General features: G+C 71.1%; 19 protein-coding genes. 6 read left to right on the forward strand and 13 right to left on the reverse strand.

Annotation, left to right across the window (positions count from 1 at the left end; all coding sequences use genetic code 11):
• Nucleotides 1-88: 88 nt before the first annotated feature.
• The 7 genes from ABZ318_RS30320 to ABZ318_RS30350 all read right to left on the reverse strand — a co-directional run bounded on the left by ABZ318_RS30320 (nucleotide 89) and on the right by ABZ318_RS30350 (nucleotide 11,295).
• Nucleotides 89-1,195 (reverse strand): dipeptide ABC transporter ATP-binding protein, encoded by a 1,107-nt coding sequence (locus ABZ318_RS30320; protein WP_356905646.1) that lies wholly within the window; start codon nucleotides 1,193-1,195, stop codon nucleotides 89-91.
• Complete coding sequence (locus ABZ318_RS30325; RefSeq protein WP_356905647.1) at nucleotides 1,188-2,243, reverse strand: ABC transporter ATP-binding protein; 1,056 nt, start codon at nucleotides 2,241-2,243, stop codon at nucleotides 1,188-1,190. Before ABZ318_RS30325 ends, ABZ318_RS30320 begins: the two co-directional genes overlap by 8 nt.
• A 17-nt stretch (nucleotides 2,244-2,260) precedes the next feature.
• Nucleotides 2,261-3,184 carry an ABC transporter permease gene (locus tag ABZ318_RS30330; RefSeq protein ID WP_356905648.1) on the reverse strand — a complete coding sequence of 308 codons (924 nt, stop codon included), beginning with the start codon at nucleotides 3,182-3,184 and terminating at the stop codon, nucleotides 2,261-2,263.
• A 31-nt stretch (nucleotides 3,185-3,215) separates the two neighbouring features.
• The gene (locus tag ABZ318_RS30335) at nucleotides 3,216-4,139 is read right to left on the reverse strand and encodes an ABC transporter permease (RefSeq protein ID WP_356905649.1); all 924 of its coding nucleotides are present in this window, start codon (nucleotides 4,137-4,139) and stop codon (nucleotides 3,216-3,218) included.
• Between the two features lie 183 nt (nucleotides 4,140-4,322).
• On the reverse strand, nucleotides 4,323-5,969 hold the full coding sequence (locus ABZ318_RS30340) for a peptide ABC transporter substrate-binding protein (protein ID WP_356905650.1): 1,647 nt from the start codon (nucleotides 5,967-5,969) through the stop codon (nucleotides 4,323-4,325).
• Nucleotides 5,970-6,722: 753 nt separating this feature from the next.
• On the reverse strand, nucleotides 6,723-8,624 hold the full coding sequence (typA, locus tag ABZ318_RS30345; protein ID WP_356905651.1) for a translational GTPase TypA: 1,902 nt from the start codon (nucleotides 8,622-8,624) through the stop codon (nucleotides 6,723-6,725).
• Between the two features lie 274 nt (nucleotides 8,625-8,898).
• Complete coding sequence (locus ABZ318_RS30350; protein WP_356905653.1) at nucleotides 8,899-11,295, reverse strand: ABC transporter family substrate-binding protein; 2,397 nt, start codon at nucleotides 11,293-11,295, stop codon at nucleotides 8,899-8,901.
• A 200-nt stretch (nucleotides 11,296-11,495) separates the two neighbouring features.
• On the opposite strand from ABZ318_RS30350, the gene ABZ318_RS30355 reads away from it, so the two are divergent.
• Genes ABZ318_RS30355 through ABZ318_RS30370 form a run of 4 tightly spaced genes read left to right on the forward strand, consistent with a single transcriptional unit; the run spans nucleotide 11,496 to nucleotide 15,222 of the window.
• Entirely contained in the window at nucleotides 11,496-11,723 is a 228-nt protein-coding gene (locus ABZ318_RS30355; RefSeq protein ID WP_356905654.1) for a hypothetical protein, read from the forward strand.
• 16 nt (nucleotides 11,724-11,739) lie between these two features.
• Nucleotides 11,740-12,570, forward strand: a complete 831-nt coding sequence (locus tag ABZ318_RS30360; protein ID WP_356905655.1) for a hypothetical protein — start codon at nucleotides 11,740-11,742, stop codon at nucleotides 12,568-12,570.
• Nucleotides 12,571-12,580: 10 nt separating this feature from the next.
• Nucleotides 12,581-14,455, forward strand: a complete 1,875-nt coding sequence (locus tag ABZ318_RS30365; RefSeq protein ID WP_356905665.1) for a fumarate reductase/succinate dehydrogenase flavoprotein subunit — start codon at nucleotides 12,581-12,583, stop codon at nucleotides 14,453-14,455.
• A complete protein-coding gene (locus ABZ318_RS30370; RefSeq protein WP_356905656.1) occupies nucleotides 14,452-15,222 on the forward strand; it encodes a succinate dehydrogenase/fumarate reductase iron-sulfur subunit in 771 nt (256 codons plus the stop codon). Before ABZ318_RS30365 ends, ABZ318_RS30370 begins: the two co-directional genes overlap by 4 nt.
• A 30-nt stretch (nucleotides 15,223-15,252) precedes the next feature.
• On the opposite strand, the gene ABZ318_RS30375 is transcribed toward ABZ318_RS30370, so the two are convergent.
• Both ABZ318_RS30375 and ABZ318_RS30380 read right to left on the reverse strand, forming a co-directional pair.
• Nucleotides 15,253-16,020, reverse strand: a complete 768-nt coding sequence (locus tag ABZ318_RS30375; protein ID WP_356905657.1) for a transglutaminase domain-containing protein — start codon at nucleotides 16,018-16,020, stop codon at nucleotides 15,253-15,255.
• 98 nt (nucleotides 16,021-16,118) lie between these two features.
• Nucleotides 16,119-17,144: a hypothetical protein gene (locus ABZ318_RS30380; protein ID WP_356905658.1), complete on the reverse strand. Its 1,026-nt coding sequence runs from the start codon at nucleotides 17,142-17,144 to the stop codon at nucleotides 16,119-16,121.
• A gap of 139 nt (nucleotides 17,145-17,283) precedes the next feature.
• Between ABZ318_RS30380 and ABZ318_RS30385 the strand changes: the two genes are divergently transcribed.
• Nucleotides 17,284-19,380 carry a TPM domain-containing protein gene (locus ABZ318_RS30385; RefSeq protein WP_356905659.1) on the forward strand — a complete coding sequence of 699 codons (2,097 nt, stop codon included), beginning with the start codon at nucleotides 17,284-17,286 and terminating at the stop codon, nucleotides 19,378-19,380.
• Between the two features lie 106 nt (nucleotides 19,381-19,486).
• Complete coding sequence (locus ABZ318_RS30390) at nucleotides 19,487-20,197, forward strand: PspA/IM30 family protein (RefSeq protein WP_356905660.1); 711 nt, start codon at nucleotides 19,487-19,489, stop codon at nucleotides 20,195-20,197.
• Nucleotides 20,198-20,216: 19 nt separating this feature from the next.
• Here ABZ318_RS30390 and ABZ318_RS30395 read toward each other — a convergent pair whose 3' ends face one another.
• From ABZ318_RS30395 to ABZ318_RS30410, 4 genes are all read right to left on the reverse strand, one after another.
• On the reverse strand, nucleotides 20,217-22,802 hold the full coding sequence (locus tag ABZ318_RS30395; RefSeq protein ID WP_356905661.1) for a SpoIIE family protein phosphatase: 2,586 nt from the start codon (nucleotides 22,800-22,802) through the stop codon (nucleotides 20,217-20,219).
• Between the two features lie 144 nt (nucleotides 22,803-22,946).
• Entirely contained in the window at nucleotides 22,947-23,369 is a 423-nt protein-coding gene (locus tag ABZ318_RS30400; protein WP_356905662.1) for an ATP-binding protein, read from the reverse strand.
• Between the two features lie 143 nt (nucleotides 23,370-23,512).
• Entirely contained in the window at nucleotides 23,513-23,998 is a 486-nt protein-coding gene (locus tag ABZ318_RS30405; RefSeq protein WP_356905663.1) for a (deoxy)nucleoside triphosphate pyrophosphohydrolase, read from the reverse strand.
• 40 nt (nucleotides 23,999-24,038) lie between these two features.
• On the reverse strand, nucleotides 24,039-24,218 hold the full coding sequence (locus ABZ318_RS30410; RefSeq protein WP_356905664.1) for an SPOR domain-containing protein: 180 nt from the start codon (nucleotides 24,216-24,218) through the stop codon (nucleotides 24,039-24,041).
• Nucleotides 24,219-24,703: the final 485 nt, after the last annotated feature.

Consider the following 24,703-nt stretch of genomic DNA (forward strand, 5'->3'; position numbering starts at 1 on the left):
CCCGACCACGGCCTGCGCGACAACCCGCCCACCGCGCACGTCCCGTTCCGTACGTACGGAACGGGGGCGCCCTTCTGCATTCGGTGCGTCAGTGCACCGGGACGACCTGCTTCTCCTCGGCGAAGTGGCACGCCGAGAAGTGGGCGGCCGGGGTGTCCTCGCCCTTGAAGCGCTCCGGGATCGCGAGGACCGGGGCCTCCTGCGAGCACTTCTCCTGCGCCTTCCAGCAGCGGGTGCGGAAGCTGCAGCCCGACGGCGGGTTGGCCGGCGAGGGGACGTCACCGGTGAGGATGATCCGCTCGCGGTGCTCGCGGGTCTCCGGGTCCGGCACCGGCACCGCGGAGAGCAGCGCCTGGGTGTACGGGTGCGTCGGGTGCTCGTAGATCTGCTCGTCCGTACCGATCTCGGCCATCTTGCCGAGGTACATGACGCCGACGCGGTCGGAGATGTGCCGGACGATCGACAGGTCGTGCGCGATGAAGATGTAGGAGAGGTTGAACTCGTCCTGCAGCTTCCCCATCAGGTTGATGACCTGCGCCTGGACGGAGACGTCCAGGGCCGAGACCGGCTCGTCGCAGATGATGATCTCCGGGTTGAGCGCGAGGCCTCGGGCGATGCCGATGCGCTGGCGCTGACCGCCGGAGAACTGGTGCGGGTACCGGTTGATGTACTCCGGGTTCAGACCGACGACGTCGAGCAGCTCCTGCACCTTGCGGCGCCGGTCGCCCTTCGGGGCCACCTCGGGGTGGATGTCGAAGGGCTCGCCGATGATGTCGCCGACCGTCATGCGCGGGTTCAGCGAGGTGTACGGGTCCTGGAAGACCATCTGGATGTTGCGGCGGACAGCCTTCAGCGCGCGCCCGGACAGCTTGGTGATGTCCTGGCCCTTGTAGAAGACCTCGCCGGCGGTGGCGGTCTCCAGCAGCATCAGCAGCTTGGCGACGGTGGACTTGCCGCAGCCGGACTCGCCGACGATGCCCAGGGTCTCGCCCTGGTGCAGGTCGAAGGAGACGCCGTCGACGGCCTTGACCGCGCCGACCTGCCTCTTGAAGAGGATGCCCTGGGTCAGCGGGAAGTGCTTGACCAGATTGCGGACCTGGAGGATCGGCTCCCCCTTGTCGACCTTCCGGTCGATGGCGGCCTCGATCGCGGCCTCACCCACGGCGGCCTCGTCCTTCTTGATGGGCTCAGCCATGGATCTGCTCCTTCCAGAAATGGCAGGCGCTGACACGGCCGACCAGCTCGGTGCCGTCCTGTTCGCTCACCGGCACGAGGGGCGGCAGCTCGGTACGGCAGATGTCCTGCGCCTTGGGGCAGCGCGGGCTGAAGGCGCAGCCGGTCGGCGGCTTCAGCAGGTTGGGCGGCAGGCCCTTGATCGCGTAGAGCTCCTGCCCCTTCTGGTCCAGACGCGGGATCGAGTCCAGCAGACCGCGGGTGTACGGGTGCGCCGGGCGCTTGTACAGCTCGTGGACCGGGGCCTGCTCGACGATCCGGCCCGCGTACATGACCGCGATCTTGTCCGCGACGTCGGCGACCACGCCGAGGTCGTGGGTGATCAGGATCAGGCCCATGTTGTACTCGCGCTGGAGGTCCGCGAGCAGGTCCATGACCTGGGCCTGGACCGTCACGTCGAGAGCGGTGGTGGGCTCGTCCGCGATGATCAGGTCCGGCTCCAGGGCCAGCGCCATGGCGATCATGATGCGCTGGCGCATGCCGCCGGAGAACTGGTGCGGGTAGTCGCCGACCCGGCTCTTGGCGGCCGGGATCTTCACCCGGTCCATCAGCTCGATGGCCTTGGCCTTCGCGTCCTTCTTGGACATGCCCTGGTGGACGCGGAACATCTCGCCGAGCTGGTTGCCGACGGAGAAGACCGGGTTCAGCGAGGAGAGCGCGTCCTGGAAGATCATCGCCATCTTGGGGCCGCGCAGCTTGCGCCGCTCGGCCTCCGGGAGCCGGAGGATGTCCTGCCCCTGGAAGAGGATCTCGCCCTTGGCGACCCGCCCGGGGGGCGAGTCGAGGATGCCCATGATCGCCTGGGCGGTCACGGACTTGCCGGAGCCGGACTCGCCGAGGACGGCGAGGGTCTCGCCGGCCTTGACGCTGTAGTTGACGCCGTTGACCGCCTTGACGATGCCTTCGCGGGTCTTGAACTCGACATGCAGGTCGCGCACTTCGAGCACGGGCGTCTCGTCGTCCGCGCCGCGCTGTGCGGGCACGTCGGCGGTGACGTGGGAAGTAGTCATGGTGTGGAGCCGCCCTCTCAGCGCAGCTTCGGGTCAAGGGCGTCGCGCAGCCCGTCACCGACGAAAACGAAACCAAGGACCGTCAGGACGATCGCGATGGACGGGTAGACCCACAGGTAGTCCTTGACCCCGAGGAAGTCACGGCCGGCGGAGAGCATGTTGCCCCACTCCGCGACCTCCGGGCTGACGCCGACGCCCAGGAAGGACAGTGCGGCCTCGGCCACGATCGCGCTGCCGACGCTGAAGGCGGCGTAGGCCATGACGGCGGCGATCGAGTTGGGGATGATGTGGCGGACGATGATCCGGGTGGTGCCGGCGCCGAGGGCGCGGGCGGCCAGCACGTAGTCCGCCTCGCGGACCGACAGGATCGAGCTGCGCAGCAGCCGGGAGACCGTCGGCCAGGAGAAGACCGCCAGTGAGATGACCACCGGGGCGACGCCGCGGCCCATCACGATGATGATGACGATGGCGCCGATCAGCAGCGGGAAGGCGAAGAACACGTCGGCGACGCGCATCAGCACCGAGTCGATGGCCTTGCCGAAGTAGCCGGCCAGGGCGCCGATGACGATGCCGATCAGGCACGCCAGGAAGATCGAGGCGAGACCGATGATGACGGCGATCCGGGCGCCGTAGATGATGCGGGACAGCTGGTCGCGGCCGAGTGCGTCGGTGCCCAGCAGGTGCCCCCCGCCCGGGGAGGCGAGCGTGTTCTCGAGGTCCTGGTGGAGCGGGTCGTACGGAGCGAGCAGCGGCGCGAACGCGGCCGCGAAGAGGAGCAGGCCGACGATGATCAGGCCGACGACCGCCAGCTTGTTGGCCATGAAGCGGTGGCGGATCTCGCCCCACTGCGTGATCCGCTTGATCGCGGGCTCGGCCTCGGCAGGCACGGCCGCCGTTTGAGCGGTCCCCGCCCCCGCGTCGCTCTTGGTGAGCTCGGTCATGGGTGTGACTCCTAGAAGGGGCTGCCTGGGATCAGGCGAGACGGATACGCGGGTCGAGAACCGCGTACAACAGGTCGACGATCAGGTTGAGCAGAACGAACACGGCGACGCCGAAGGTCACCACGCCGATGATGATCGGGTTGTTCTGCTGCTGGACCGCCTGGACAAGGGCGAGGCCGATGCCGTCCCAGTTGAAGATCGCCTCGGTGATCAGGGCGCCGCCCAGGAGCGTGCCGAAGGAGATACCCAGGTACGTGACCACAGGGATGATCGAGTTGCGCATGACGTGCTTGAGGAGCACGGTCCGACGAGGCAGCCCCTTGGCGACCGCCGTCTTGACGTAGTCGGCCCGCAGCACTTCGAGCATGGTGCCACGCATGAGCCTGGCGACCAGGGCCGCGTCGAGGATGGCCAGCGTGAAGGCGGGCAGGATCATGGAGTTGAGCGTGCCGTCGGAGATCAGCGGGAACAGGCCCAGGTCCACGACGAAGAACTTCTGCAGCACCATGCCGATGACGAACGACGGGAAGCCGACCGCGAACGTGGTGAGCAGCGTGATCAACACGTCCCAGAACGAATACCTGAACAGCGCCGCGATCAGGCCGGCCAGCACACCGATCACGATGTCGATGAGGATGGCCGCGATGGCGAGCTTGGCGGTGTTCGCCAGCTTCGGCTGCAGGATCTCCGTCACCGGACGGCGCTGGGTGAAGTCCTCACCGAGATCGCCCTGCGCCAGGTTCTTGACGAAGTTCCCGTACTGGACCGGGAGGGGGTCGTTCAGACCGTAGCGCTCTCTGAGTTCTGCCACCACGGCCGGGTCACGGGCCTTGTCGCCACCGAGGGAACCCACGGGGTCGCCGGGCAGGATGAACAAGGTGCAGAAGAGAACGACGGTCGCACCGAAGAGGACGACGATCATCTGCCCGAGTCGACGGATCACATATCTGCCCACGATGCCTCCTTCACATACTGAGCGTGGGGGTGGGCGGCCGCGTCGTCCGATCGGGAGAGCGGGGCCGCATCCGGGCGCCTGAGGAACCGAAGACAGGGGCGCGCCGGGACTCGGCGAAGGCCGTGGGGGGAGAAGAAGTGACTCCGCCCCCACGGCCTTCGCCTACCTGCCAAGAGGAGGCTCTTACTTCTTGAGCGAGATCTCCGCGAGGGTCGGGTCCTCGAAGAAGTCCATCTTGATGCCGTCGAACTTCTTGGTGTTCACCAGACGGTACTGGGTGCGCTGCCACAGCGGGACGACGGCCTGGTCGGTGTCGATCGCCAGCTTCTCGGCCTGCTTGTAGAGCTCGGCACGCTTGGCGGCGTCCTTCTCCTGGCGGGCCTGGTCCAGCAGCTCGTCGAACTTCGGGTTCGAGTAGCGGCTGCGGTTGTCGCCCTGCGCCTTGCCGGTCGCCGGGTCCTCACCGATGCCCGCGGTGCTCAGCAGCGGGGCGAGGAAGTTGTCCGCGGTCGGGTAGTCGGCGGTCCACGCCGAACGCCACAGACCGGAGGTCTTCTTCTCCTGCTGGGTGGCCAGGGCCTCCTTGAACGGCTTGCCGTCCAGCTTGACCTCGACGCCGAGGACGTCCTTCAGCTGCTGCGCGACGGCCTGGACCCACTCCTCGTGGCCCGCACCGGTGTTGTAGCCGAAGTTGACGACGGTGCCCGGCTTCAGACCGCCCTTGGCGGCGAACTCCTTGGCCTTGGCCTTGTCCTGCTTGACGCAGGTGGAGCAGACGCCTTCCTGGTACTCGGCACCGAAGGACGGCGGCAGGAAGGCCGTGGCCGGCTTCTGCATGCCCTGGAAGACGGACTTGGCGATGGCCTCGCGGTCGATCGCGTAGGAGATCGCCTTGCGCGCGTCCGGGTTGTTGAACGGCGCGTTCTGGTTGAAGACGACCAGGTAGTTGATGCCGGAGAAGTCGGCCGAGTACCACTGGCCCTGCGGCTCGAACTTGGCCTTGGCCACCGGCAGCTGCGGCGTGGGCATACGGGCGTAGTCGAACTCGCCCGACTGGAAGCCGGTGTACTCCAGCTGGGAACCGTTGGCCGGGTTCAGGATCTTGAACTCGACGCCGTCCAGCTTGGCCTTCTCCAGGCCGTAAGCGTCGTTACGGACGAGGCTGATGGACTGGTTGTGGTTCCAGCTGCCCTTCATCTTGAAGGGGCCGTTGCCGATCGGGGCGTCGTTGAACGCCTTGTTGTCACCGGCGCCGGCGACCTTCGGGACCGGGCTGAAGGCCGCGTGGGCGGTCTTCTTGTCGAACTCGAAGTCGGCCTTGTCCAGCTCGACCTTCAGGGTGTTGGCGTCCGGGGCCGACAGACCGGCGAACTTGTCGGACTTGCCGCCCTTCAGGGCGTCGTAGCCCTTGATGCCGGCCATGTGGTACGAGACGTCGGAGGCGGAGGCCTTGGCCGCGACACGGGTCCAGCCGCGGATGAACGCCTCGGCGTCGACGACCTCACCGTTGGTGAACTTGGTGCCGGCCTTGATCTTGAAGACCCAGGTCTTGCCGTCCGCGGACGTGCCGGACTCGGCGAGCTTCGGGATCAGCTTGCCGTCGACGGAGACGTCGTAGAGCTGGGTGAACAGGGCGCGGGCAATGACCATGCCCTCGGACTCCTGGGCGTTCACCGGGTCGATGGCGGTGGGCTCGGTGATGCCCATGCGGAACGTGCCGCCGCCCTTGGCATCGCTGCCCTTGTCGTCGTTGCCCCCGCCGCAGGCGGTCGCTGCCAGGGCGACGACGATCGCGCCCACTACCCACTTGGCGCTCTTGGCACCGCGCATGGGTTCCTCCTCATGAGTCCACTTGTCACTACGAGAGGGGCACTTCAGGATTCGCCGACACCCCTGACGGCGAGGATCCAAGTGCCCCGAGTGTGCTCGTGAGTCGGCACTCCCCACAGTGCGTGACCCATTGACCCGAGCTCAATGGAGCCAACTATTAAGTACGCCCGGGCTGTAAACCACACTTAAGTGGTCTCGTTTTGACAACATCACCAAGGCCGTGAGGACCGAAATCCGGACAAAGCAATCACAGACAGACACGCCCGAAACGGACTGTTGGCGCACGTACCGGAGAGTGACGTCCGAAAGCCGGACACCTCCACGGGAAAACGGGCTTGACTCGGCCGGGTCCTCCGCCCCAACCTCCGCGGCGGGCCGGAAAGCGGAGGCGTTGCCTCAACTCCCCCGCGAAGCTGAGAAGTTGCTCAAAATCCTGTCCCGTCCGTCCCGCGGGCCGCAAGACTCCCGTTCGGCCCGGTGACCACGGGCCGCACCGCCGCACCGCCACACCGACCAAGACCGTCCGTGCACAGGTCGTCACCAGCATCACGGCCTCCGTCGCCCACCGCCTGACCCAGCGCGGCGAGTACGTCCTGTACGCGGGCACGACGCGGCACCTCCGTCCCGGCCGGCAGCCTCGCCTCGTACGCCTAGCGGTACTGCCTACCCGGCCGGACCCGGGGACGCACCCCTCCACAACGCCGCACGCCCGGCCGGAAGATTCCGGCCGGGCGTGCGGTGCGTTCAGTCGGCTCAGCCGTTCTTGGCGCGGGAAGCGGAACGACCGCGCTCCTTCTGGTCCAGGACGACCTTGCGGATGCGCACGGCCTCCGGGGTGACCTCGACGCACTCGTCGTCGCGGCAGAACTCCAGCGACTGCTCCAGGGAGAGCTTGCGCGGCGGGACGATCGCCTCGAAGGAGTCGGCGGAGGAGGAGCGCATGTTGGTGAGCTTCTTCTCCTTGGTGATGTTCACGTCCATGTCGTCGGAGCGCGAGTTCTCACCGACGATCATGCCCTCGTACACCTCGGTGCCCGGGTCCACGAAGAGGACGCCGCGCTCCTGGAGGTTGGTCATCGCGAAGCCGGTGACCGCACCCGCGCGGTCGGCGACCAGGGAGCCGTTGTTACGGGTGGTCAGGGTGCCGAACCACGGCTCGTGGCCCTCGTGGATCGAGTGGGCGATGCCCGTGCCGCGGGTGTTGGTCAGGAACTCCGTACGGAAGCCGATCAGGCCACGGGACGGAACGACGAACTCCATGCGGACCCAGCCGGAGCCGTGGTTCGACATGTTGTCCATGCGGCCCTTGCGGACGCCCATGAGCTGCGTGACCGCGCCCATGTGCTCCTCGGGCACGTCGACCGTCAGACGCTCGACCGGCTCGTGGACCTTGCCGTCGACGATCTTGGTGACGACCTGCGGCTTGCCGATGGTGAGCTCGAAGCCCTCGCGGCGCATCTGCTCGACCAGGATGGCGAGCGCGAGCTCACCACGGCCCTGGACCTCCCAGGCGTCCGGACGCTCGGTGTCGAGGACGCGGAGCGAGACGTTGCCGATGAGCTCGCGGTCCAGACGGTCCTTGACCTGGCGGGCGGTGACCTTGCGGTCCTTGACCGCGGACTTGGCGTCCGCGCCCTTGCCGGTGCCGCCGCGGCCGACGAGCGGCGAGGTGTTCGTACCGATGGTCATCGAGATGGCGGGCTGGTCGACCGTGATCAGCGGCAGCGCGATCGGGTTCTCCGGGTCGGCAAGCGTCTCGCCGATCATGATGTCGGGGATGCCGGCGACGGCGCAGATGTCACCGGGGCCGGCGACCTCGGCCGGCTTGCGGGTGAGCGCCTCGGTCATCATCAGCTCGGTGATGCGGACGTTGGAGATCGTGCCGTCCCGCTTGATCCACGCGACCGTCTGGCCCTTGCGCAGCTCGCCCTGCTCGACGCGGAGCAGCGCGATGCGGCCGAGGAAGTTGTCGGCGTCCAGGTTGGTGACGTGGGCCTGGAGCGGCGCGTCCTCGTCGTACACCGGGGCCGGGACGTGCTCCAGGATGGTGGAGAAGAACGGCTCCAGGTTGGTGGAGTCCGCCGGGACCGTGCCGTCCTCCGGCTTGGTCAGCGAGGCGACGCCGTCACGGCCGCAGGCGTAGACGATCGGGAACTCGATCTGGTCCTCGTCCGCGTCCAGGTCGAGGAAGAGGTCGTAGGTCTCGTTGACGACCTCGTCGATGCGGGAGTCCGGGCGGTCCGTCTTGTTGATGCAGAGGATGACGGGCTTGCGCTGCTGGAGGGCCTTGCGCAGCACGAAGCGGGTCTGCGGGAGCGGACCCTCGGAGGCGTCCACCAGGAGGACGACCGCGTCCACCATCGACAGACCGCGCTCGACCTCGCCACCGAAGTCGGCGTGGCCGGGGGTGTCGATGATGTTGATGGTGATCGGGGCCCCGCCGTCCTTGGGGTGATACTTCACCGCCGTGTTCTTGGCGAGGATCGTGATGCCCTTCTCACGCTCCAGGTCGTTCGAGTCCATCATGCGGTCGTCGAGCTGCTGGTGGGCGGCGAAGGCACCGGCCTGCTTGAGCATGGCGTCGACGATGGTCGTCTTGCCGTGGTCGACGTGGGCGACGATGGCGACGTTACGGATGTCGTGGCGCGTGGGCATGGGTGCTTGCGCTTCTCTCGGATCGTGGGATGCGGCGTCAGTTCCTCGTACGCCCGCCGGGCGGACGCGCCACGGCTATGTCCTATGGTACGGGGCTGCCGTGCAAGGGGCTTCCCCGGCCAAGATCCGAGTGGTAGTCCTGAGGGTTTTCAAGGGTGTGGGGGGCCGTGCGGGGGGGTCGTGCGACCGGGTCAAGGGGCCGACGCGATCCTGCCCGCCGGGATCACCGGCGGGCAAGGAAATTGAGCTGCTTCTGAGGTTGTGACCAGGGGTTTCAGCGGTTTCGTTCGGCGCCGTTGGAGGATTCGGGCTTCTTGAAGCCGATGTCCTGGTAGCGGGGGGTGGCGAGCCCCCAGGCCCCGGCGTTCACGAGATCGGCCCTGGCGGCGACGAGCTGCGGACGCTGGTAGAGGGGGATCGATCCGGCCGCGGCCCAGATCCGGGCGTCGGCCTGGCGCACCAGCTCGCGGGCCTCCTCCTCGTCGAGCGTCCCCGCCGCCTGGTCGAACAGCTGGTCGATGCGGTCGGTGCCGACCCGGGAGTAGTTCTGCTCGACGAGGAGCGAGCCGTCCGAGGCCGGCTCGGGCTTGGCGAAGATCGGGCGGGCGTCGGTCGCCGGGAAGGCGGAGGCCGGCCAGGAGTAGAGGGCCAGGTCGTAGTCGCCCGAGGCCACGTGGTCCTTGAAGAAGCTGTCGTCGGAGACCTTGGTGACCTCGGTGCGGATCCCGACCGCGTCGAGCATCCGGACGATCCGGTCCCCGACCGCCCGCAGCGACTCGGAACCGGGCCCGGACGGCAGGACGAAGCGGAGGCTGAGGGCCTTGCCGTCCTTGCCGAGGGCCTTGGCGGCGTCGGGGGCGGTCGCGGGGGCGGCGGTGCCGCGCGGGGCGTAGGCGCCGGCCATCCCGTGGTCCGGCTTGGCGACCGACTGGGCGGCGCGCGCACCGGAGCCGGTTCCGGTGTCGAGGGCCTCGGCGCGGGCGAGGAGCGCGGCGCTCTGGCGGGCGGCGTCGGGGGCCGGGGCGAGGGTGCCGGTGCCGTTCTCGGGGCCGTTCGCGCCGATGGCGGGGGCGGCACGGCGGTCGCCGGGCTTGTCGTCGCCGACGATGTAGAGGCCCTCGTCGGAGGCGGTGTCGTCGTTCCTCTTCTTGGCGTCGGTGGAGCCCCCGTCCTTCTTCTCCGCCTCCTTCTTCTCCTTCTCGGAGTCCTTCTTCTCGGAGTCCCCCTCCTCGGACTCGCTGCCCGCCTTGGTGCCGGCGGGCTTCCGGAGCGCGCCGCCCGGGACCCAGCCCGCGTCGGCGAGGAGCGCCTGCGCCTCCTTGGTGTCCTGGTCGCCGAGCGCGTCGCTGCTGTCCGCGTACGCCGCCTGGCCCGCGAGGGCGAGGTGGCTGCCGGGGGGCTTCGCGGGGAGGCCGAGGGGCTTCAGTACAGATTCGGCCAGTTCCTGGCGGTTGATGGCGCGGGCCACCGCGCGCCGGACCCGCTCGTCGGCCAGCGGGCCGGACTCTCCGTTCAGCGAGAGCTGGGTGTAGGCGGGCTCCAGGGACTTGCGGACCACGTACTTCGCCAGGGAGTCCTGGGCGCTCGCGTACCGGTCGATCGCCTCCTGGTTCTTCTTGCGGGCGGCCTTGACCTCCGCCGCCTTCGCGTCGTCGGAGCCGTGGGCGAGGGCCCAGGACCGCAGGGCCTTGGAGGGGGTGATCGCGGCGCCGGGGCCGTGGGCGAGGGCGGCCTGGGCGCCGTTCCGGCCGGCGCGGGCGTCCCGGAGGGCGAGGGAGATCCGCTCGGCGGTGGACCGGTCGATCTCGGCCAGGTCGAGGCTGCCCGCGGCGAGCGCGTCGGCCCGGTCCGCGCGGGGGACGGCCTTGAGGACGAGGCGGTCGAGCTTGGCCTGCTGCCCCCACCAGCGGGGGTTGCGGGTGAGGGTGACGTCGCCGCTCTTCCGGTCGATCGCCTTGAGCAGGAACGGTCCTGCAGTGGCCTTGAGGGCGGTGCGCGCCCCGTCGTTGAAGGTGTTCGGGGAGCCCATCACCTGCTTGGGGTAGAGGGGCGTGAAGAGGGACTGCCAGTCGGCGTAGGGCTTGGCGAAGGTGACCCGCACCTCCAGGTCGTTCTTGCCCCGCTCGATCTTCTCGATCCGCTCGTAGCCGGCGTTGCGGGCGGTCCAGTACGCGGTGTCGCGGCCGCTCAGCGCGCGCCACTGGGCCACGAAGTCCGGGGCGCCGATCTCGCGGCCGTCGCTCCACACCGCCTGCTGGTTGAGCTTGTAGAGGACGACCTGCTTGGGCTCGGTCTCGATGACCTGCGCGGACTCCAGGTAGTCGGGGTCGATCCGCGGGCGGCCGCGCTCGTCGAGCGTGTAGAGGGAGGGGAGCACGGCTCCGGCGATGCGCGAGGTGGTGCCGTCGGCGTCGGCCTGGAAGGTGTTGAGCGTGGTGGGCAGCGCGTCGACCGCCCAGCGGAGGGTGCCGCCGTCGGCGACCCGGTCGCGTGCCGCGGGCGCGTTGTCCTGGGCCGCGACGGGGGCCTCGTCGGTCTCGTCGCCGGAGCTGCAGCCGGCGAGGACGGTGACGGCGAGGACCGCGCTGGTGAAGGTGGCGACGGAGCGGAGCGTGCGGGAGCGGGGGCTCCTGGAGCATGTCCTCCCGCGAGGGGCGCCGATCTGGGACATGACTTGTACCCCTTCGTCCAGATTTATTCCATTTGGAGATGATCAGACCTATTGCTCATACACTGAAAAGGACGGACCGGATTCGGCCACGGCGACACGGCGGCGCGACCGGCAAACCCCACTCGTGCGGCCCAACCACCCGTGCACACGACTTCCCAAGCGGGATGTGACGCGCGACACTCACGAAGGTGAGGGCAACCATGTCCGTTCAGGACGATCTGGCGGCCGTCAAGCGCCGCTTGCAGGACCTGGAACACACGGTCGAAGAGCTGGAACGCCGCGTCGGGACGGGGCAGACCGCGCCTCCCGCGACCGCCTCCGGCCGCGCCGCGAGCATGGTGACCATCCCCGACGCCCCGTACGACGCCGGGAAGTGGACCGACGTCGACGACGAGGGCCTGGGAGCACGCGACCGCCACGCGCCGTAGAGCCGAGGAGGCCCTGTTGGCCACAGGTACAGAACCCCCGACGAGCCACAGGGCCGCGACGGGGGTGCGCTCCCCGGGGCGCGCCGCCATCGCCGCCCGCCATCTGCGCACCGACCGCTGGTGGCTCTCCCCCGCCGCCACCGCGGTCGGTCTGCTCGCCTTCGTCGCGTACTCGACCTGGCGGGCGTTCGCGAACGCCGACTACTACTCCGCCCCCTACGTCTCCCCGTTCTACTCGCCCTGCCTCGCGGAGAACTGCGTCCCCATGCGCGGCGGACCGAACTGGGAGGTCTTCGGCAGCTGGTGGGGGCTCTCCCCCGCCCTGCTGATCCTCGTCTTCCCGCTGGGCTTCCGGCTGACCTGCTACTACTACCGCAAGGCGTACTACCGGGGGTTCTGGGCGGCTCCCCCGGCCTGCGCGGTCTCCGAACCCCACCGCACGTACACCGGCGAGACCCGCTTCCCGCTGCTCCTGCAGAACCTCCACCGGTACTTCTTCTACGCGGCGCTGCCGGTCGCCGGGGTCCTCACGTACGACACCGCCCTGACCTTCCGGGACACCGGCTACGCCTGGGGCCACGCCGGACTCGGGACGCTGGTCTTCCTCGTCAACATCATCCTGATCTGGGCGTACACCCTCTCCTGCCACTCCTGCCGACACATCGTCGGCGGCCGTCTGAAGCACTTCTCGAAGCACCCCGTCCGCTACCGGCTGTGGACCTGGGTGGGACGCCTGAACCGGCGTCACATGCAACTCGCCTGGGCGTCGCTGATCAGCGTCGCCGTCTGCGACCTGTACGTGTACCTGCTCGCCACCGGCGCCTTCGACGACCCGAGGTTCTTCTGACATGAGTCCTGTGAGCTCCGTGGAACGGCAGCGGTGGGACGTGGTCGTGGTCGGCGCGGGCGGCGCCGGACTGCGGGCCGCGATCGAGGCGCGCCGGGCCGGCGCGCGCACCGCCGTCATCTGCAAGTCCCTCTTCGGCAAGGCGCACACGGTGATGGCCGAGGGCGGCATCGCCGCCTCCATGGCGAACGCCAACGAGCACGACGACTGGAAGACGCACTTCCGGGACACCATGCGCGGCGGGAAGTTCCTCAACCAGTGGCGGATGGCCGAGCTGCACGCCCAGGAGGCCCCCGAGCGGGTCTGGGAGCTGGAGACCTGGGGCGCGCTCTTCGACCGGACCCCGGACGGCCGGATCTCGCAGCGCAACTTCGGCGGCCACGAGTACCCCCGGCTCGCGCACGTGGGCGACCGCACCGGCCTCGAACTGCTGCGGACCCTCCAGCAGAAGGTGGTCGCACTCCAGCAGGAGGACCACCGGGAGACCGGCGACCACGAGGCGCGCCTGAAGGTCTTCCAGGAGTTCACCGTCACCCGGATCCTCAAGGACGGTGCCGGAAGGGTCGCCGGGGTCTTCTGCTATGAGCGGGAGAGCGGGCGCTTCCTCGTCCTGGAGGCGCCCGCGGTCGTCCTCGCGACCGGCGGCATCGGCAAGTCCTTCAAGGTGACCTCGAACTCCTGGGAGTACACGGGCGACGGCCACGCGCTGGCCCTGCTCGCGGGGGCGCCCCTGGTGAACATGGAGTTCGTGCAGTTCCATCCGACCGGCATGGTCTGGCCGCCGTCGGTGAAGGGGATCCTGGTCACCGAGTCCGTACGCGGCGACGGCGGGGTGCTGCGGAACTCCGAGGGCCGGCGCTTCATGTTCGACTACGTCCCCGACGTCTTCAAGGAGAAGTACGCCGAGTCGGAGGAGGAGGGCGACCGCTGGTACGAGGACCCCGACCACAACCGGCGCCCGCCCGAGCTGCTGCCGCGCGACGAGGTGGCGCGGGCCATCAACGCCGAGGTGAAGGCGGGGCGCGGCTCCCCGCACGGCGGGGTGTTCCTGGACGTGTCGACCCGGATGCCGGCGGAGACGATCCGGCGCCGGCTGCCCTCGATGTACCACCAGTTCAAAGAGCTGGCGGACGTCGACATCACGGCCGAGGCGATGGAGGTCGGGCCGACCTGCCACTACGTGATGGGCGGCGTCGCAGTCGACTCCGAGACGGCCGCCACGGTCGGGGTGCCCGGGCTCTTCGCGGCCGGCGAGGTCGCGGGCGGCATGCACGGCTCCAACCGGCTCGGCGGGAACTCCCTCTCCGACCTGCTGGTCTTCGGACGCCGGGCCGGGCTGCACGCGGCGGGGTACGCGGCGGGGGCGGCGACCGCCGAGGTCGGCGAGGAGGCGGTGGAGGCGGCGCGGACGGAGGCGCTGGCCCCGTTCCGGGACGGGCCCGCGGAGAACCCGTACACGCTCCACCAGGAGCTCCAGCAGACGATGAACGACCTCGTCGGGATCATCCGGCGGGAGGGCGAGATGGTCGAGGCCCTGGCGCGGATCGCCGCGCTGCGGGAGCGGGCCGGGCGGATCGCGGTCGAGGGTCACCGGCAGTTCAACCCCGGCTGGCACCTCGCCCTCGACCTGCGGAACATGCTGCTGGTCAGCGAGTGCGTCGCCCGGGCCGCCCTGGAGCGCACCGAGTCCCGGGGCGGGCACACCCGCGAGGACCGGCCCGCGATGGAGCGGTCGTGGCGCCCGGTGAACCTGCTCTGCCGGGCCGAGGACGGCGGAATCGTCCTGGAGCGGGTGCGCACCGAGCCCATCAGGCCCGATCTGCTCGCCCTCTTCGAGAAGGAGGAGCTGGCGAAGTACCTGGCGGAGGAGGAGCTGGACGCATGAGCACGTATCAGGCCCACTTCCGGATCTGGCGCGGCGACGCCGACGGCGGGGAGCTCACCGACTACACCGTCGAGGTGCACGACGGCGAGGTGGTCCTCGACATCGTGCACCGGCTCCAGGCCACCCAGACCCCCGACCTGGCCGTCCGCTGGAACTGCAAGGCGGGCAAGTGCGGGTCGTGCTCGGCCGAGATCAACGGCCGGCCCCGGCTGATGTGCATGACCCGGATGTCGGTCTTCACGCGGGACGAGGTGGTCACCGTCACCCCGATGCGGGCCTTCCCCGTCGTCCGCGACCTGGTCACGGACGTCTCCTTCAACTACGCGAAGGCCCGGGAGATCCCGGCGTTCGTCCCGCCCGCCGGGCTCGGCCCCGGCGAGTACCGGATGAAGCAGGAGGACGTCGAGCGCTCGCAGGAGTTCCGGAAGTGCATCGAGTGCTTCCTGTGCCAGGACACCTGTCATGTGGTGCGGGACCACGAGGAGAACAAGGAGGCCTTCGCCGGGCCCCGCTTCCTCATGCGGATCGCGGAGCTCGACATGCACCCCCTGGACGCGGCGGAGGAGGCCGGGCTCGACCGGCGGCGGACCGCACAGGAGGAGCACGGCCTCGGCTACTGCAACATCACCAAGTGCTGCACCGAGGTCTGCCCGGAGTCCATCCGGATCACCGACAACGCCCTGATCCCGATGAAGGAGCGGGTCGTGGACCGGAAGTACGACCCGCTGGTCTGGCTCGGGAAGACGATCGGGCGGCGGAAGGCCTGAAGCCGGACCGGCGCGCCCCGGGGCCTGACCTCAGGCCGCCGCGCCCGCGCTCCAGCGGCCGAGGACCGGCTCGGCGAGGGTGCGGGCGGGGCGGCACAGGGTCTGCCCGTGGAGGTCGAACAGCTCGTCGCGCGAGGAGAAGCGGCCGAGGTCCGTACGGAGGTGGGCGGAGAGGTCGCAGGGGGCCGATCCGGCGCACGCGGCCGGCGCGTCCCAGTCGACGGTGGTCCGGGCCACGGCCTCGAAGAGCGTCTCCGCCCCGGAGTTGGTGAACCCGCCCCCGTGCCCGTCCGGCGCGAGGGCGGTGAACAGCTCGGCGATCGGCACCCAGCCGGCGCCCGCTGTTTCTTCGAGGTGGAACTCCGGCCAGGCCAGCAGGACCTCCTCCGGGACGAACGCGCGGAGCTTCGGGAACCTCGGGTACCAGAAGGTGCCGTCGACGAGCAGACCGCGCACCCGGGTCTCCACGCCCAGGGACCGGGCCACCGCCTCCAGGACCGCCATCCGCTGGCTGCACGAGCCGCGCCCGAGCCGCAGCGTGCGCGAGACCCGGCGCCGGTCCTCGACGGAGTACACCGGTCGCACGGCCGTGACGAGGATGCCGTGCGCCACCTGGAGCCGGGCGCGGTCGGTGACCGCTCCCCGCGCCTCGGACTCACGCAGCACCCGGGCCACGAGCCCGGTCACGAGCGGATGCTCCAGGTCCAGGATCGGAGTGGGCCGGGTGGACCCGGGCACCTCCCGCGCGGGCGCTTCCGCGTCACGGGTGCGGACCGGCATCAGCAGACGGCTGGTCATGGCGTACTCCCCCTCGGTGACGGCCCGCCCGGGCCGCTCGGCACCATCCTCCTCCGCCCGGTCCCGCCCCGGTCCTCGGGCCCCCTCGTCCCTCTCGCTCAGAGCCAGCCCGCGCGGTAGGCCGCCCAGTCCCCCTCCTCCGCCGCGAAGTCGACGTACAGCGCGAGGCCGAACCTCTTGCGGCCGGGGTCGGTGCGGCCGAGGCCGAGCCGCGCGCCCTTGACGGCCGCGGCGACCGTCTCCGCGTCCTCGTGGTGGCCGAGGTCGTCCTCGTGGAAGAACGGGAGGCCCATGAGCAGGTCCGTGGTCTCGGGCGTCACTTCGAGGGCGAGGGCCGTCTGCTGGGCGACGTACCCGCCGTACAGGCTCTCCAGCGGCATCCAGGTGTCGTACGACATGACGGCGATCTGGTCGACGCGCCGGGCGACCTCGCCGAAGAACTCCTGCGACCACCACTTCTCGCTGCCGTTGGCGCTGACCGCGCCGAGCGCCGTGTGGGCGCCCGGCAGCGGGTCGATCTGGTGGGCGGCGACCGAGAGCGGGACCTTGCGGGCCCGGGTCAGCTCCCCGAGGTCGTCCAGGAGGGAGAGGTAGTCCCGGTCGTCGGAGTGCAGCGGCTCCAGGTCGAAGTGGACCCCGTCGAAGCCCGCGTCGAGGACCTGCCGGGCCGAGCCCACCACGGCGCGGCGCGACCCGGCGTCCTCCAGGCGCAGCCCCACGGGCCCTTCGGTGGCCAGGACGTCGCCCAGCCAGGCCTGCACCCGTATCCCGGGCATCGCGCGGTGCACCCCGTCGACCAGCCACCTGGCGCGGGGGTACTTCGCCGCCGGCAGGGTGCCGTCGTGCTCCAGGGGCCCGGCGTGCACGTACAGGTCGCGTATCCCGCTGTCCTTCAGCCGCGCGGCGAGGGCCGCGAGGTCGGCGTCCTTCTTCCGTCCGTCGACCCAGGCGTGCCCGATCCAGAAGGCGTCCTTGCCGCGGGTCCTCGCGTCGTCCCTGAGGTCTCCCGTGTAGCTGACGCGCAGGGCCAGGGCCCCGAAGAGCGGGGGCACCACGAGCAGCAGGACGAGGCCGAGGACCCACCAGCGCCCCCGCCGCCACACACGCCTCAGCCGTCCGTCCACCCGAGCCCCCCAAGAGCCGTCGCGTCACTGGAAACCACCGTAACGGTGACTACTGACAGTGACGCTCGGGCGGGGGGAACGGTTTCAGGCAGCACAGGTCCGGTCGCGGGCAGGCATACGCGGACATAACCTCCCCTTTGTGACACGAATAGCCACCCGAGCCCTTGTCGCGGTGCTGGTGGCGGCGTGGTGGCTCCTCGTGCCCGCCGTAGGCGCCGCCCACGCCGACGACCCCGTCGTCCTGTCCCGGGACGGGCAGATCACCGACCGGGTCGGCGCCCTCGGCGACCGCCGCGCCTCCGTGGTCCAGGCCCTCGACCGGCTCTACGACGACCGGCGCGTCCAGCTCTTCGTCGTCTACGTACGGGACTTCTCCGGACGCTCGGGCCAGGACTGGGCCGACGCCACCGCGGAGCGCAACGCGCTCGGCCTCGGCGACGTCCTGCTCGCCGTCGCCACCCACGACCGGCGGTACGGCTACTCGGCCGACCCCGGCTCCCGCTTCACCCAGGCCCAGCTCGACGAGGTCGCGCGGACCGCGATCGAACCGGCCCTGAGACAGAACGACTGGGCAGGCGCCGCCGTCGGCGCGGCGAACGGCTACGCCGCCGTCCTCGCCGGCCGGCCCGTCCCCGTCCCGACGCTCACCCCCGGGCCCGCCGACCCCGGCGCCACGGCCGACGGCGGCACCTCGGCGACCGACCTCGTCCTGCCCCTGGTCCTCGTCGGCGGCGCGGGAGCCGTGGCGGCCTACGCGTACACCAAGCGGCGGCGCCGGACCGAGACCCGCACCACGCCACGGGGCGGGCAGGGCTTGCGCCCTCCGAAGGAGACCGCGCCGCCGTCCCTGGACGAGCTCGACGGGGAGGCCCGCCGGACGCTGGTCGCCACCGACGACGCCGTCCGCACCAGCCAGGAGGAACTCGGCTTCGCGTCCGCCCAGTTCGGCGAGGAGGCGGTGCGCCCCTTCACCGAGGCGGTCGGCTTCGCCGAGGAGCAGCTGACGGCCTCGTTCCGGCTGCGGCAGAAGCTCGACGACTCCTTCCCCGAGGACGACCCGACCCGCCGGGCCATGCTGGACGAGATCCTCCGCCGCTGCGCCGAGGCGAACGCGCGTCTCGACGCCGAGACGGAGGACTTCGACCGGCTCCGGGCCCTGGAGCGCACGGCCCCGGAGGCGCTGGCCGCGGTGGAGGCGGCCTTCCGCGAGCAGACCGGGCGGATCGGGACGGCCGAGGCGGCGCTGACCGCGATGCGCGAGCGGTACGCCGGGACGGCGGCCGCGCCCGTCGCCGGCGACGTCGAGCAGGCCAAGGACCGGCTCGTGTTCGCGACGACCCACGTCAACCAGGCCCGCCAGCTGATCGACACCGGTGACAACGGCGGGGCCGCCGTGCACATCCGGGCCGCCGAGGGCGCCGTGGACCAGGCGGCCCGGCTGATCGAGGCGGTGGACCGGCGGGCGCGGGACCTGGCCGAGGCCGGGGGGAAGCTGACGGGCGCGCTCGCGGAGACGGACGCGGACCTCGCGGAGGCCCGCGGGCTGTTGAAGGGGACTGCCGAGGGGGTGCCCACGGCCGATCTCCAGGGCCGGATCGCCCGCGCCGAGTCGGTGGCCGCCGAGGTGCGGCGCGGGGTGGACGCCGGGCGGTACGACCCGATCGACGCCCTGCGCCGGGTGGAGGAGGCCGACGCGGCGCTCGACGAGGCGCTGGAGGGCGCGCGGGAGCGCGAGTCGGGGACGCGACGCGCCCGCGTGCTCCTCGATCAGGTGATGCTGACGGCCCGTTCGGCGATCGGGGCGGCGTCCGACTACATCACCACGCACCGGGGCGCGGTGGGCAGCGAGGCCCGTACGCGCCTCGCCGAGGCCCGGCGCCGCTGGGAGGAGGCGCGGTCGCTCGCCGACGCCGACGACCCGCAGACGGCCCTGGTGGAGGCGCAGCAGGCGGACGCGCTGGCCCGGCGCGCCCAGGACCTCGCCGAGCAGGACGTCCGCACGTACGGGAATCCGAACGGCCTGGGCGGTGTGACGGGGGTGGGCGGAAGCGGTGGCGGCGGCCTCGGCGGTGCGGTGCTCGGCGGCATCGTCCTCGGCGGGCTGTTCGGCGGTGGCCGGGGAGGCGGCGGGGGCGGCCACCGGGGCGGTTTCGGGGGCGGAGGTTTCGGCGGCGGGCCCGGCAGCTTCGGCGGCAGCGGCACGCGCGGCCGACTGGGCGGCGGAGGCCGCTTCTGAGGAGGGCCGCGCCGCCCCCTCGTACGCGCCGTCCTGTCCCCTCGTACGCGCCGTCCTGTCCCCTCGTACGCGCCGTCCTGTCCCCTCGTACGCAAGGAGAACGAGCATGAGCAGCAAGCAGACCATTCTCGGCCGGGTCACCCAGCTGGCGAAGGCCAACATCAACGCCCTCCTCGACCAGGCGGAGGACCCCCAGAAGATGCTGGACCAGCTGATCCGCGACTACGCGAACAACATCGCGGAGGCGGAGGAGGCGGTGGCCGCGACCATCGGCAACCTCCGGCTGATGGAGCAGGACCATCGGGAGGACGTGGCCGCGGCGAAGGAGTGGGGCGACAAGGCCCTCGCCGCGAGCCGCAAGGCGGACGAGCTGCGGAGCGGTGGGCGGACGGCGGAGGCGGACCGCTTCGACAACCTGGCGAAGGTCGCGCTGGGCCGCCAGCTCCAGTCGGAGAAGGAGGCGCGGACGGCGGAGCCGACGATCGCCGCGCAGACCGACGTGGTGGAGAAGCTCAGGACGGGGCTCGACCGGATGAGGGCGAAACTGGACGAGCTGAAGGCCAAGCGGGACGAGCTGGTGGCCCGCGCGACGTCGGCCCGGGCGCAGAACCGCATGATGGACGCCGTGCGGAGCGTCGACGTGCTCGACCCGACGAGCGAGCTGAGCCGCTTCGAGGACAAGGTGCGCCGGGAGGAGGCCCGGGCCCTGGGGAAGCAGGAGCTCGCCGCCTCCTCCCTGGACGCCCAGTTCGAGCAGTTGGACGCGCTCGGCGACAGCGCCGAGATCGAGGCCCGGCTGGCCGCGCTCAAGGCCTGATCTCCTCCGTGAAAGCGTCTCAGAACATGCTGAGGAGCTGCTCCACCGTGGGCTCCGCCGCTCCCTCGCCGTCCGGCAGGGCCAGTTCGAACCAGACGGTCTTGCCGCGCGGGGTGCGGCGGGAGCCCCAGGAGGCGGAGAGCAGCCCGACGAGCTGGAGGCCGCGGCCGCCCTCGTCGGTGTCCCGGGCCCTGCGGCGCCGCGGCTGGACCAGGCCGGAGTCCCAGACCTCGCAGACGAGGGTGCGGTCGCGCAGCAGGCGCAGCCGGATCTCGCCCTCGCCGTAGCGCAGGGCGTTGGTGACGAGTTCGCTGACGAGGAGTTCGACGGTGTCGACGAGCGGTTCGAGGTCCCAGGCCGCGAGCTGGGCGCGGGCGAGTTCGCGGGCCCGGCCGACCGAGCGGGGTTCCCTGGGCAGCTGCCAGTCGCCGACCGCCTCGCTGGGCAGCCCCTGGATCCTGGCCATGAGGAGGGCGATGTCGTCCTCGCCGTGACCGGTGTTCAGGCTGGTGAGGACCCGGTCGCAGACGTCCTCCAGGGGGCGGGCCGGGTCGGTGAGGGCGCGCCGGAACGCTTGCAGGCCTTCGTCCAGGGGGTGGTCGCGGGACTCGACGAGCCCGTCGGTGTAGAGGGCGAGGAGGGCGCCCTCGGGCAGTTCCACCTCGACCTCCTCGAAGGGCTCCCCGCCGACGCCGAGCGGCATGCCGGGGGGTACGTCGAGGAGCATGGCCTCCTCTCCGGGTTCGACGAGCACCGGCGGGAGGTGCCCGGCGTTGGCGAAGGTGCAGCGGCGGGTGACCGGGTCGTAGACGGCATAGACGCAGGTGGCGAGGTAGACCTCGGAGAGTTCGGGTCCCCGGTTCTTGTGGGCGCGGGACTGCTGGGCGCCGATGGGGGCGCCCAGGCCGCGGGCGATCTCGTCGAGGTGGGAGAGGACCTCGGCGGGCTCCAGGTCGAGCTGGGCGAGGGTGCGGACGGCGGTGCGGAGTTCGCCCATGGCGACGGCGGCGCGCAGGCCGCGGCCCATGACGTCGCCGATGACGAGGGCGGTGCGGTGGCCGGGGAGTTCGATGACATCGAACCAGTCGCCGCCCACCTCGGTGGCGGCGGTGCCGGGGAGGTAGCGACAGGCGATGTCGAGGCCCGCGGCCTCGGGGTCGCCGGGCGGGAGCAGGCTGCGCTGGAGGATGAGGGCCCGCTCGTGCTCGCGGCGGTAGAGGCGCGCGTTGTCGATGCAGACGGCGGCGCGGGCGGCGAGTTCGACGGCGAGGGCCCGGTCGCGCTCACCGAAGGGCTCGCTGCCCTTGGCGCGGGAGAACTGGACGAGGCCGACGACGGTGTCGTGGGCGGTCATCGGGACGACCAGGGTGGACTGGGCGAGGTCTCCGTCGGAGCCCGGGACCGTCCGGATGCGTCCGGTGCGCAGGGCTCCGGCGCAGGGCGAGTTGAAGGGGTAGCGGTGGACGGCCCCGACCTCGATGGGCCCGGCCTCGTCGGGTACGGGGCCCGGGCCTCCGCTGCCCGGGCCGCGTCCCTCGGCGGCCCTGAGGGGGGTGTCGGAGACGGCGCTGGCGAAGGCGACCCTGCGGAGTTCGGCGCTGCCCGCCCCGTAGCCGACGTCGTGGGAGTTCCCCCAGCGGCCGGGCGGTGCCTCGTCGCCGGTGAGGAGGCCCTGGTAGAGGTCGACGGAGGCGAGGTCGCAGAAGCCGGGGACGGCGACGTCGAGGAGCTCGCGGGCGGTGGCCTCCAGGTCGAGGGAGTTGCCGATGCGGGCGCCGGCCTCGTTGAGCAGGGCGAGGTTGCGGCGGGCGCTGGCGGCCTCCCTGGCGGCGTTGTGCCGGCGGGTGACGTCGATGCCGAGTCCGGCGACCCCGATCGGGCGGCCGGAGCCGCTGTGCACGCGGTAGAGGTTGATGGACCAGTGCCGGCGGTCCCTGGCGCCGGGGGCGGCGCCGACGATCTGGAAGTCGGTGACGGACTCGCCGGTCTCCAGGACCTTCCGGAGGGCGGCGGTCATCCGGTCGGCCTCGGCGCGGCCCAGGTAGTCGTGGACGGTCCGGCCCCGGTGGTCGTCGGCTTCGCCGCCGAAGACGGTGGCGAAGCGCCGGTTGGCCCGCTTCACGGTGAGGTCCGTACCGAAGAGAAGGAAGCCGAAGGGTGATTGGCCGAATATCGCCTGGGAGGCGGCGAGGTCGGTCTCGATGCGGCGCAGGGCGCGCACGTCGACGACGATGCACAGCGCGGCCCGTTCCCCGGTCTGGGTCTCGCTCGGCATGACGTACATCTCGGCGATGCCCCGGGGCCGGTCCTCGCCGGGCATACGGAAGGGGACGAGGCCCGTCCACTCCTTGCCGTCGAGGATCTCCTTGACCCGTCGGTGGCCGCGCTCGCGCAGGTCGGCGGGCATGAAGGCCTCGACGGGGTCCTTGCCCCTGGCCTCCTCCGCCGTGACCCCGAAGAGGTCCACGGCCCTTCGGCTCCACTGCTCGACGAGGCCGTCGGGCCCGATCGAGAAGGACGCCACCCGGATGTAGTCATAGATGGAGCCGGGCGGGCTGCTCTGCCACACGACGCCGCCACTCGTCGTCTCAGGTATCTCGCTCACGCGACCGTCCCCTCCAGCTCACCGCACCGGACCGGCCATGCCCGCAGTATTCAATACGGCAGGCCCCGACGGCACGACGCTCACGATCACAGGGTGGTCTCGTTCGTCCCTGGTCGAGTACCGGTGATCGTTGTCCCACCCTGTTTACTCACCAGGGAGAGCCAGCTCGAACCATACGGTTTTGCCCGTCCTTCCTCTACGGGTTCCCCAGCGGCGAGCGGAACAGGCCACGAGCGCGAGGCCCCGGCCCCCTTCGTCATCGGGTCCCGGGGCCCGCTCGGTCGGCGGATCCGGAAGCGGATCGGAGACCTCCACCAGGAGCGTCGGCGGCTGCGCCGGGTCGGGGCCGCCGCCGCGGGGACGGACGAGCCGGACACCGATGGGGCCGGAGGCGTACCGCAGCGAGTTGGTCACCAGCTCGCTGACCAGCAGGACGGTCACATCACCGAGGGCCTTGTCGAGCTCCCAGGCACGCAGGGTCTCGCGCACCGCGTGGCGGGCCGTACGCACGGCGTTCGCCTCCGCCGGGAAGTTCCACTCCGCGCGGTCGCCGTCGGTGTCGATCACACCCGATCACTTCCCCAGCCGTGCGTCAGCAGGAAGGTCCCTGCCCCCTCCCAAGGGGTCATTCTGGACATACCCGCTATTTGGGACGGGATATCCCGCCGGGGGCGTCAGCGGGCGCACGGTGGCACGAACGGCGTAGGGACTCAGTCGCGCGCTCCGTCGGCGGGGGCCGCCGGCAGTCTCAGCGCGGCCTCGGCGACGGCGGGGCGGTCCTGGTCGAGCCAGTCGACCGAGTCCAGCTCGCCCCGCGAGAGCCAGCGCAGCTCGTCGTGGTCTTCCAGGGGGCGCGGGTCGCCGGAGAGCAGCCGGGCGGCCCACACCCGCAGGACGTACCCGGGCTTCAGCGGCCACTCGCCGGGGAGGCGTTCGCCCGGCTCGACCTCGACGCCGAGCTCCTCGCGGAGTTCACGGACCAGGGCCTCTTCCGGGCTCTCGCCCGGTTCGAGCTTGCCGCCGGGCAGTTCCCAGCGGCCGGCGAGCTCGACGGGGGCGCTGCGGCGCGCGGCGAGCAGCCGCCCCCTGTCGTACAGGGCGCCCGCGACGACGACCACGACTCCGGCCCCCTGGCCGGGGCCGGAGTCGCGGTGGTGCTCGTGGGGCGCGGCGGGTTCGGTGGTGCGTTCCGTCATGGGCGCGAGCGTAGTCCGGCCAGGACGGCGCCCGCCGGGGTCAGAGGGCGGGACTGCCGATGCGCTCGACCCAGTAGAGCTGCTTGTGCCCGTGGTCGTCGAGACTGTCCGCGATCTTCTGGGCTTCGTCCTTGGTCGCGTACCGCCCCACCCGGTAGCGGTTGCCGTTGTCGTCCTGCCGTATGACGAGCCAGGGAAGGACGGGGCCGCTGTCGGTCATCAGGCTTCTCCCTCCGCCGGTCCGGATGCCGCTGAGGATCTCCGGGAAACCGCAATCCGCATATGCCGGAGCTTACGCCTGACCTTCACACAGCGGATACGGGTTTTCACAAAGAGGCACGGATCGGCCGGGAACCGACGGAGGGAGGCCGAAGGGCACGCTCTGGGCACCACGGCGGGGACGGCCGACACCGGCATCAGGACGGGGGAGACCGGCATCAGGACGGGTGGGAGCGCTTCTACGCAAGTGCGGGCCGCCTGTCCGCAGGAGGTCTCCGCGCCGGAGGTCGCGCACGACGCGGGGGCGGGCGATGCCGCCGGGTGCGGGCGGCGACGCGGGGCGCGGCGGCGACGGGCGCGGGCTGGGCGACGGGCGCGGTGTCAGCGGCGGGCGCGGATCGCAGCAGGTCGGCAGGGGTGCGGTCGCTGGCGTTCACGCCGGACAGCGTACGCGGGCGGGTGCGCGCGGGTCCGCCGTACCGGTGA

The sequence above is a fragment of the Streptomyces sp. NPDC006197 genome (assembly GCF_040613865.1).
In the GTDB taxonomy this organism is placed as follows: Bacteria; Actinomycetota; Actinomycetes; order Streptomycetales; family Streptomycetaceae; genus Streptomyces.

Excerpts from the sequence above, each read along its gene's own strand:
- ABZ318_RS30375 (WP_356905657.1), bottom strand. The coding sequence starts at position 16,020 with ATGACCAGCCGTCTGCTGATGCCGGTCCGCACCCGTGACGCGGAAGCG.
- typA (WP_356905651.1), bottom strand. The coding sequence starts at position 8,624 with ATGCCCACGCGCCACGACATCCGTAACGTCGCCATCGTCGCCCACGTC.
- ABZ318_RS30350 (WP_356905653.1), bottom strand. The coding sequence starts at position 11,295 with ATGTCCCAGATCGGCGCCCCTCGCGGGAGGACATGCTCCAGGAGCCCC.
- ABZ318_RS30320 (WP_356905646.1), bottom strand. The coding sequence starts at position 1,195 with ATGGCTGAGCCCATCAAGAAGGACGAGGCCGCCGTGGGTGAGGCCGCG.
- ABZ318_RS30340 (WP_356905650.1), bottom strand. The coding sequence starts at position 5,969 with ATGCGCGGTGCCAAGAGCGCCAAGTGGGTAGTGGGCGCGATCGTCGTC.
- ABZ318_RS30410 (WP_356905664.1), bottom strand. The coding sequence starts at position 24,218 with ATGACCGACAGCGGCCCCGTCCTTCCCTGGCTCGTCATACGGCAGGAC.
- ABZ318_RS30405 (WP_356905663.1), bottom strand. The coding sequence starts at position 23,998 with ATGACGGAACGCACCACCGAACCCGCCGCGCCCCACGAGCACCACCGC.
- ABZ318_RS30370 (WP_356905656.1), top strand. The coding sequence starts at position 14,452 with ATGAGCACGTATCAGGCCCACTTCCGGATCTGGCGCGGCGACGCCGAC.
- ABZ318_RS30325 (WP_356905647.1), bottom strand. The coding sequence starts at position 2,243 with ATGACTACTTCCCACGTCACCGCCGACGTGCCCGCACAGCGCGGCGCG.
- ABZ318_RS30355 (WP_356905654.1), top strand. The coding sequence starts at position 11,496 with ATGTCCGTTCAGGACGATCTGGCGGCCGTCAAGCGCCGCTTGCAGGAC.
- ABZ318_RS30390 (WP_356905660.1), top strand. The coding sequence starts at position 19,487 with ATGAGCAGCAAGCAGACCATTCTCGGCCGGGTCACCCAGCTGGCGAAG.
- ABZ318_RS30330 (WP_356905648.1), bottom strand. The coding sequence starts at position 3,184 with ATGACCGAGCTCACCAAGAGCGACGCGGGGGCGGGGACCGCTCAAACG.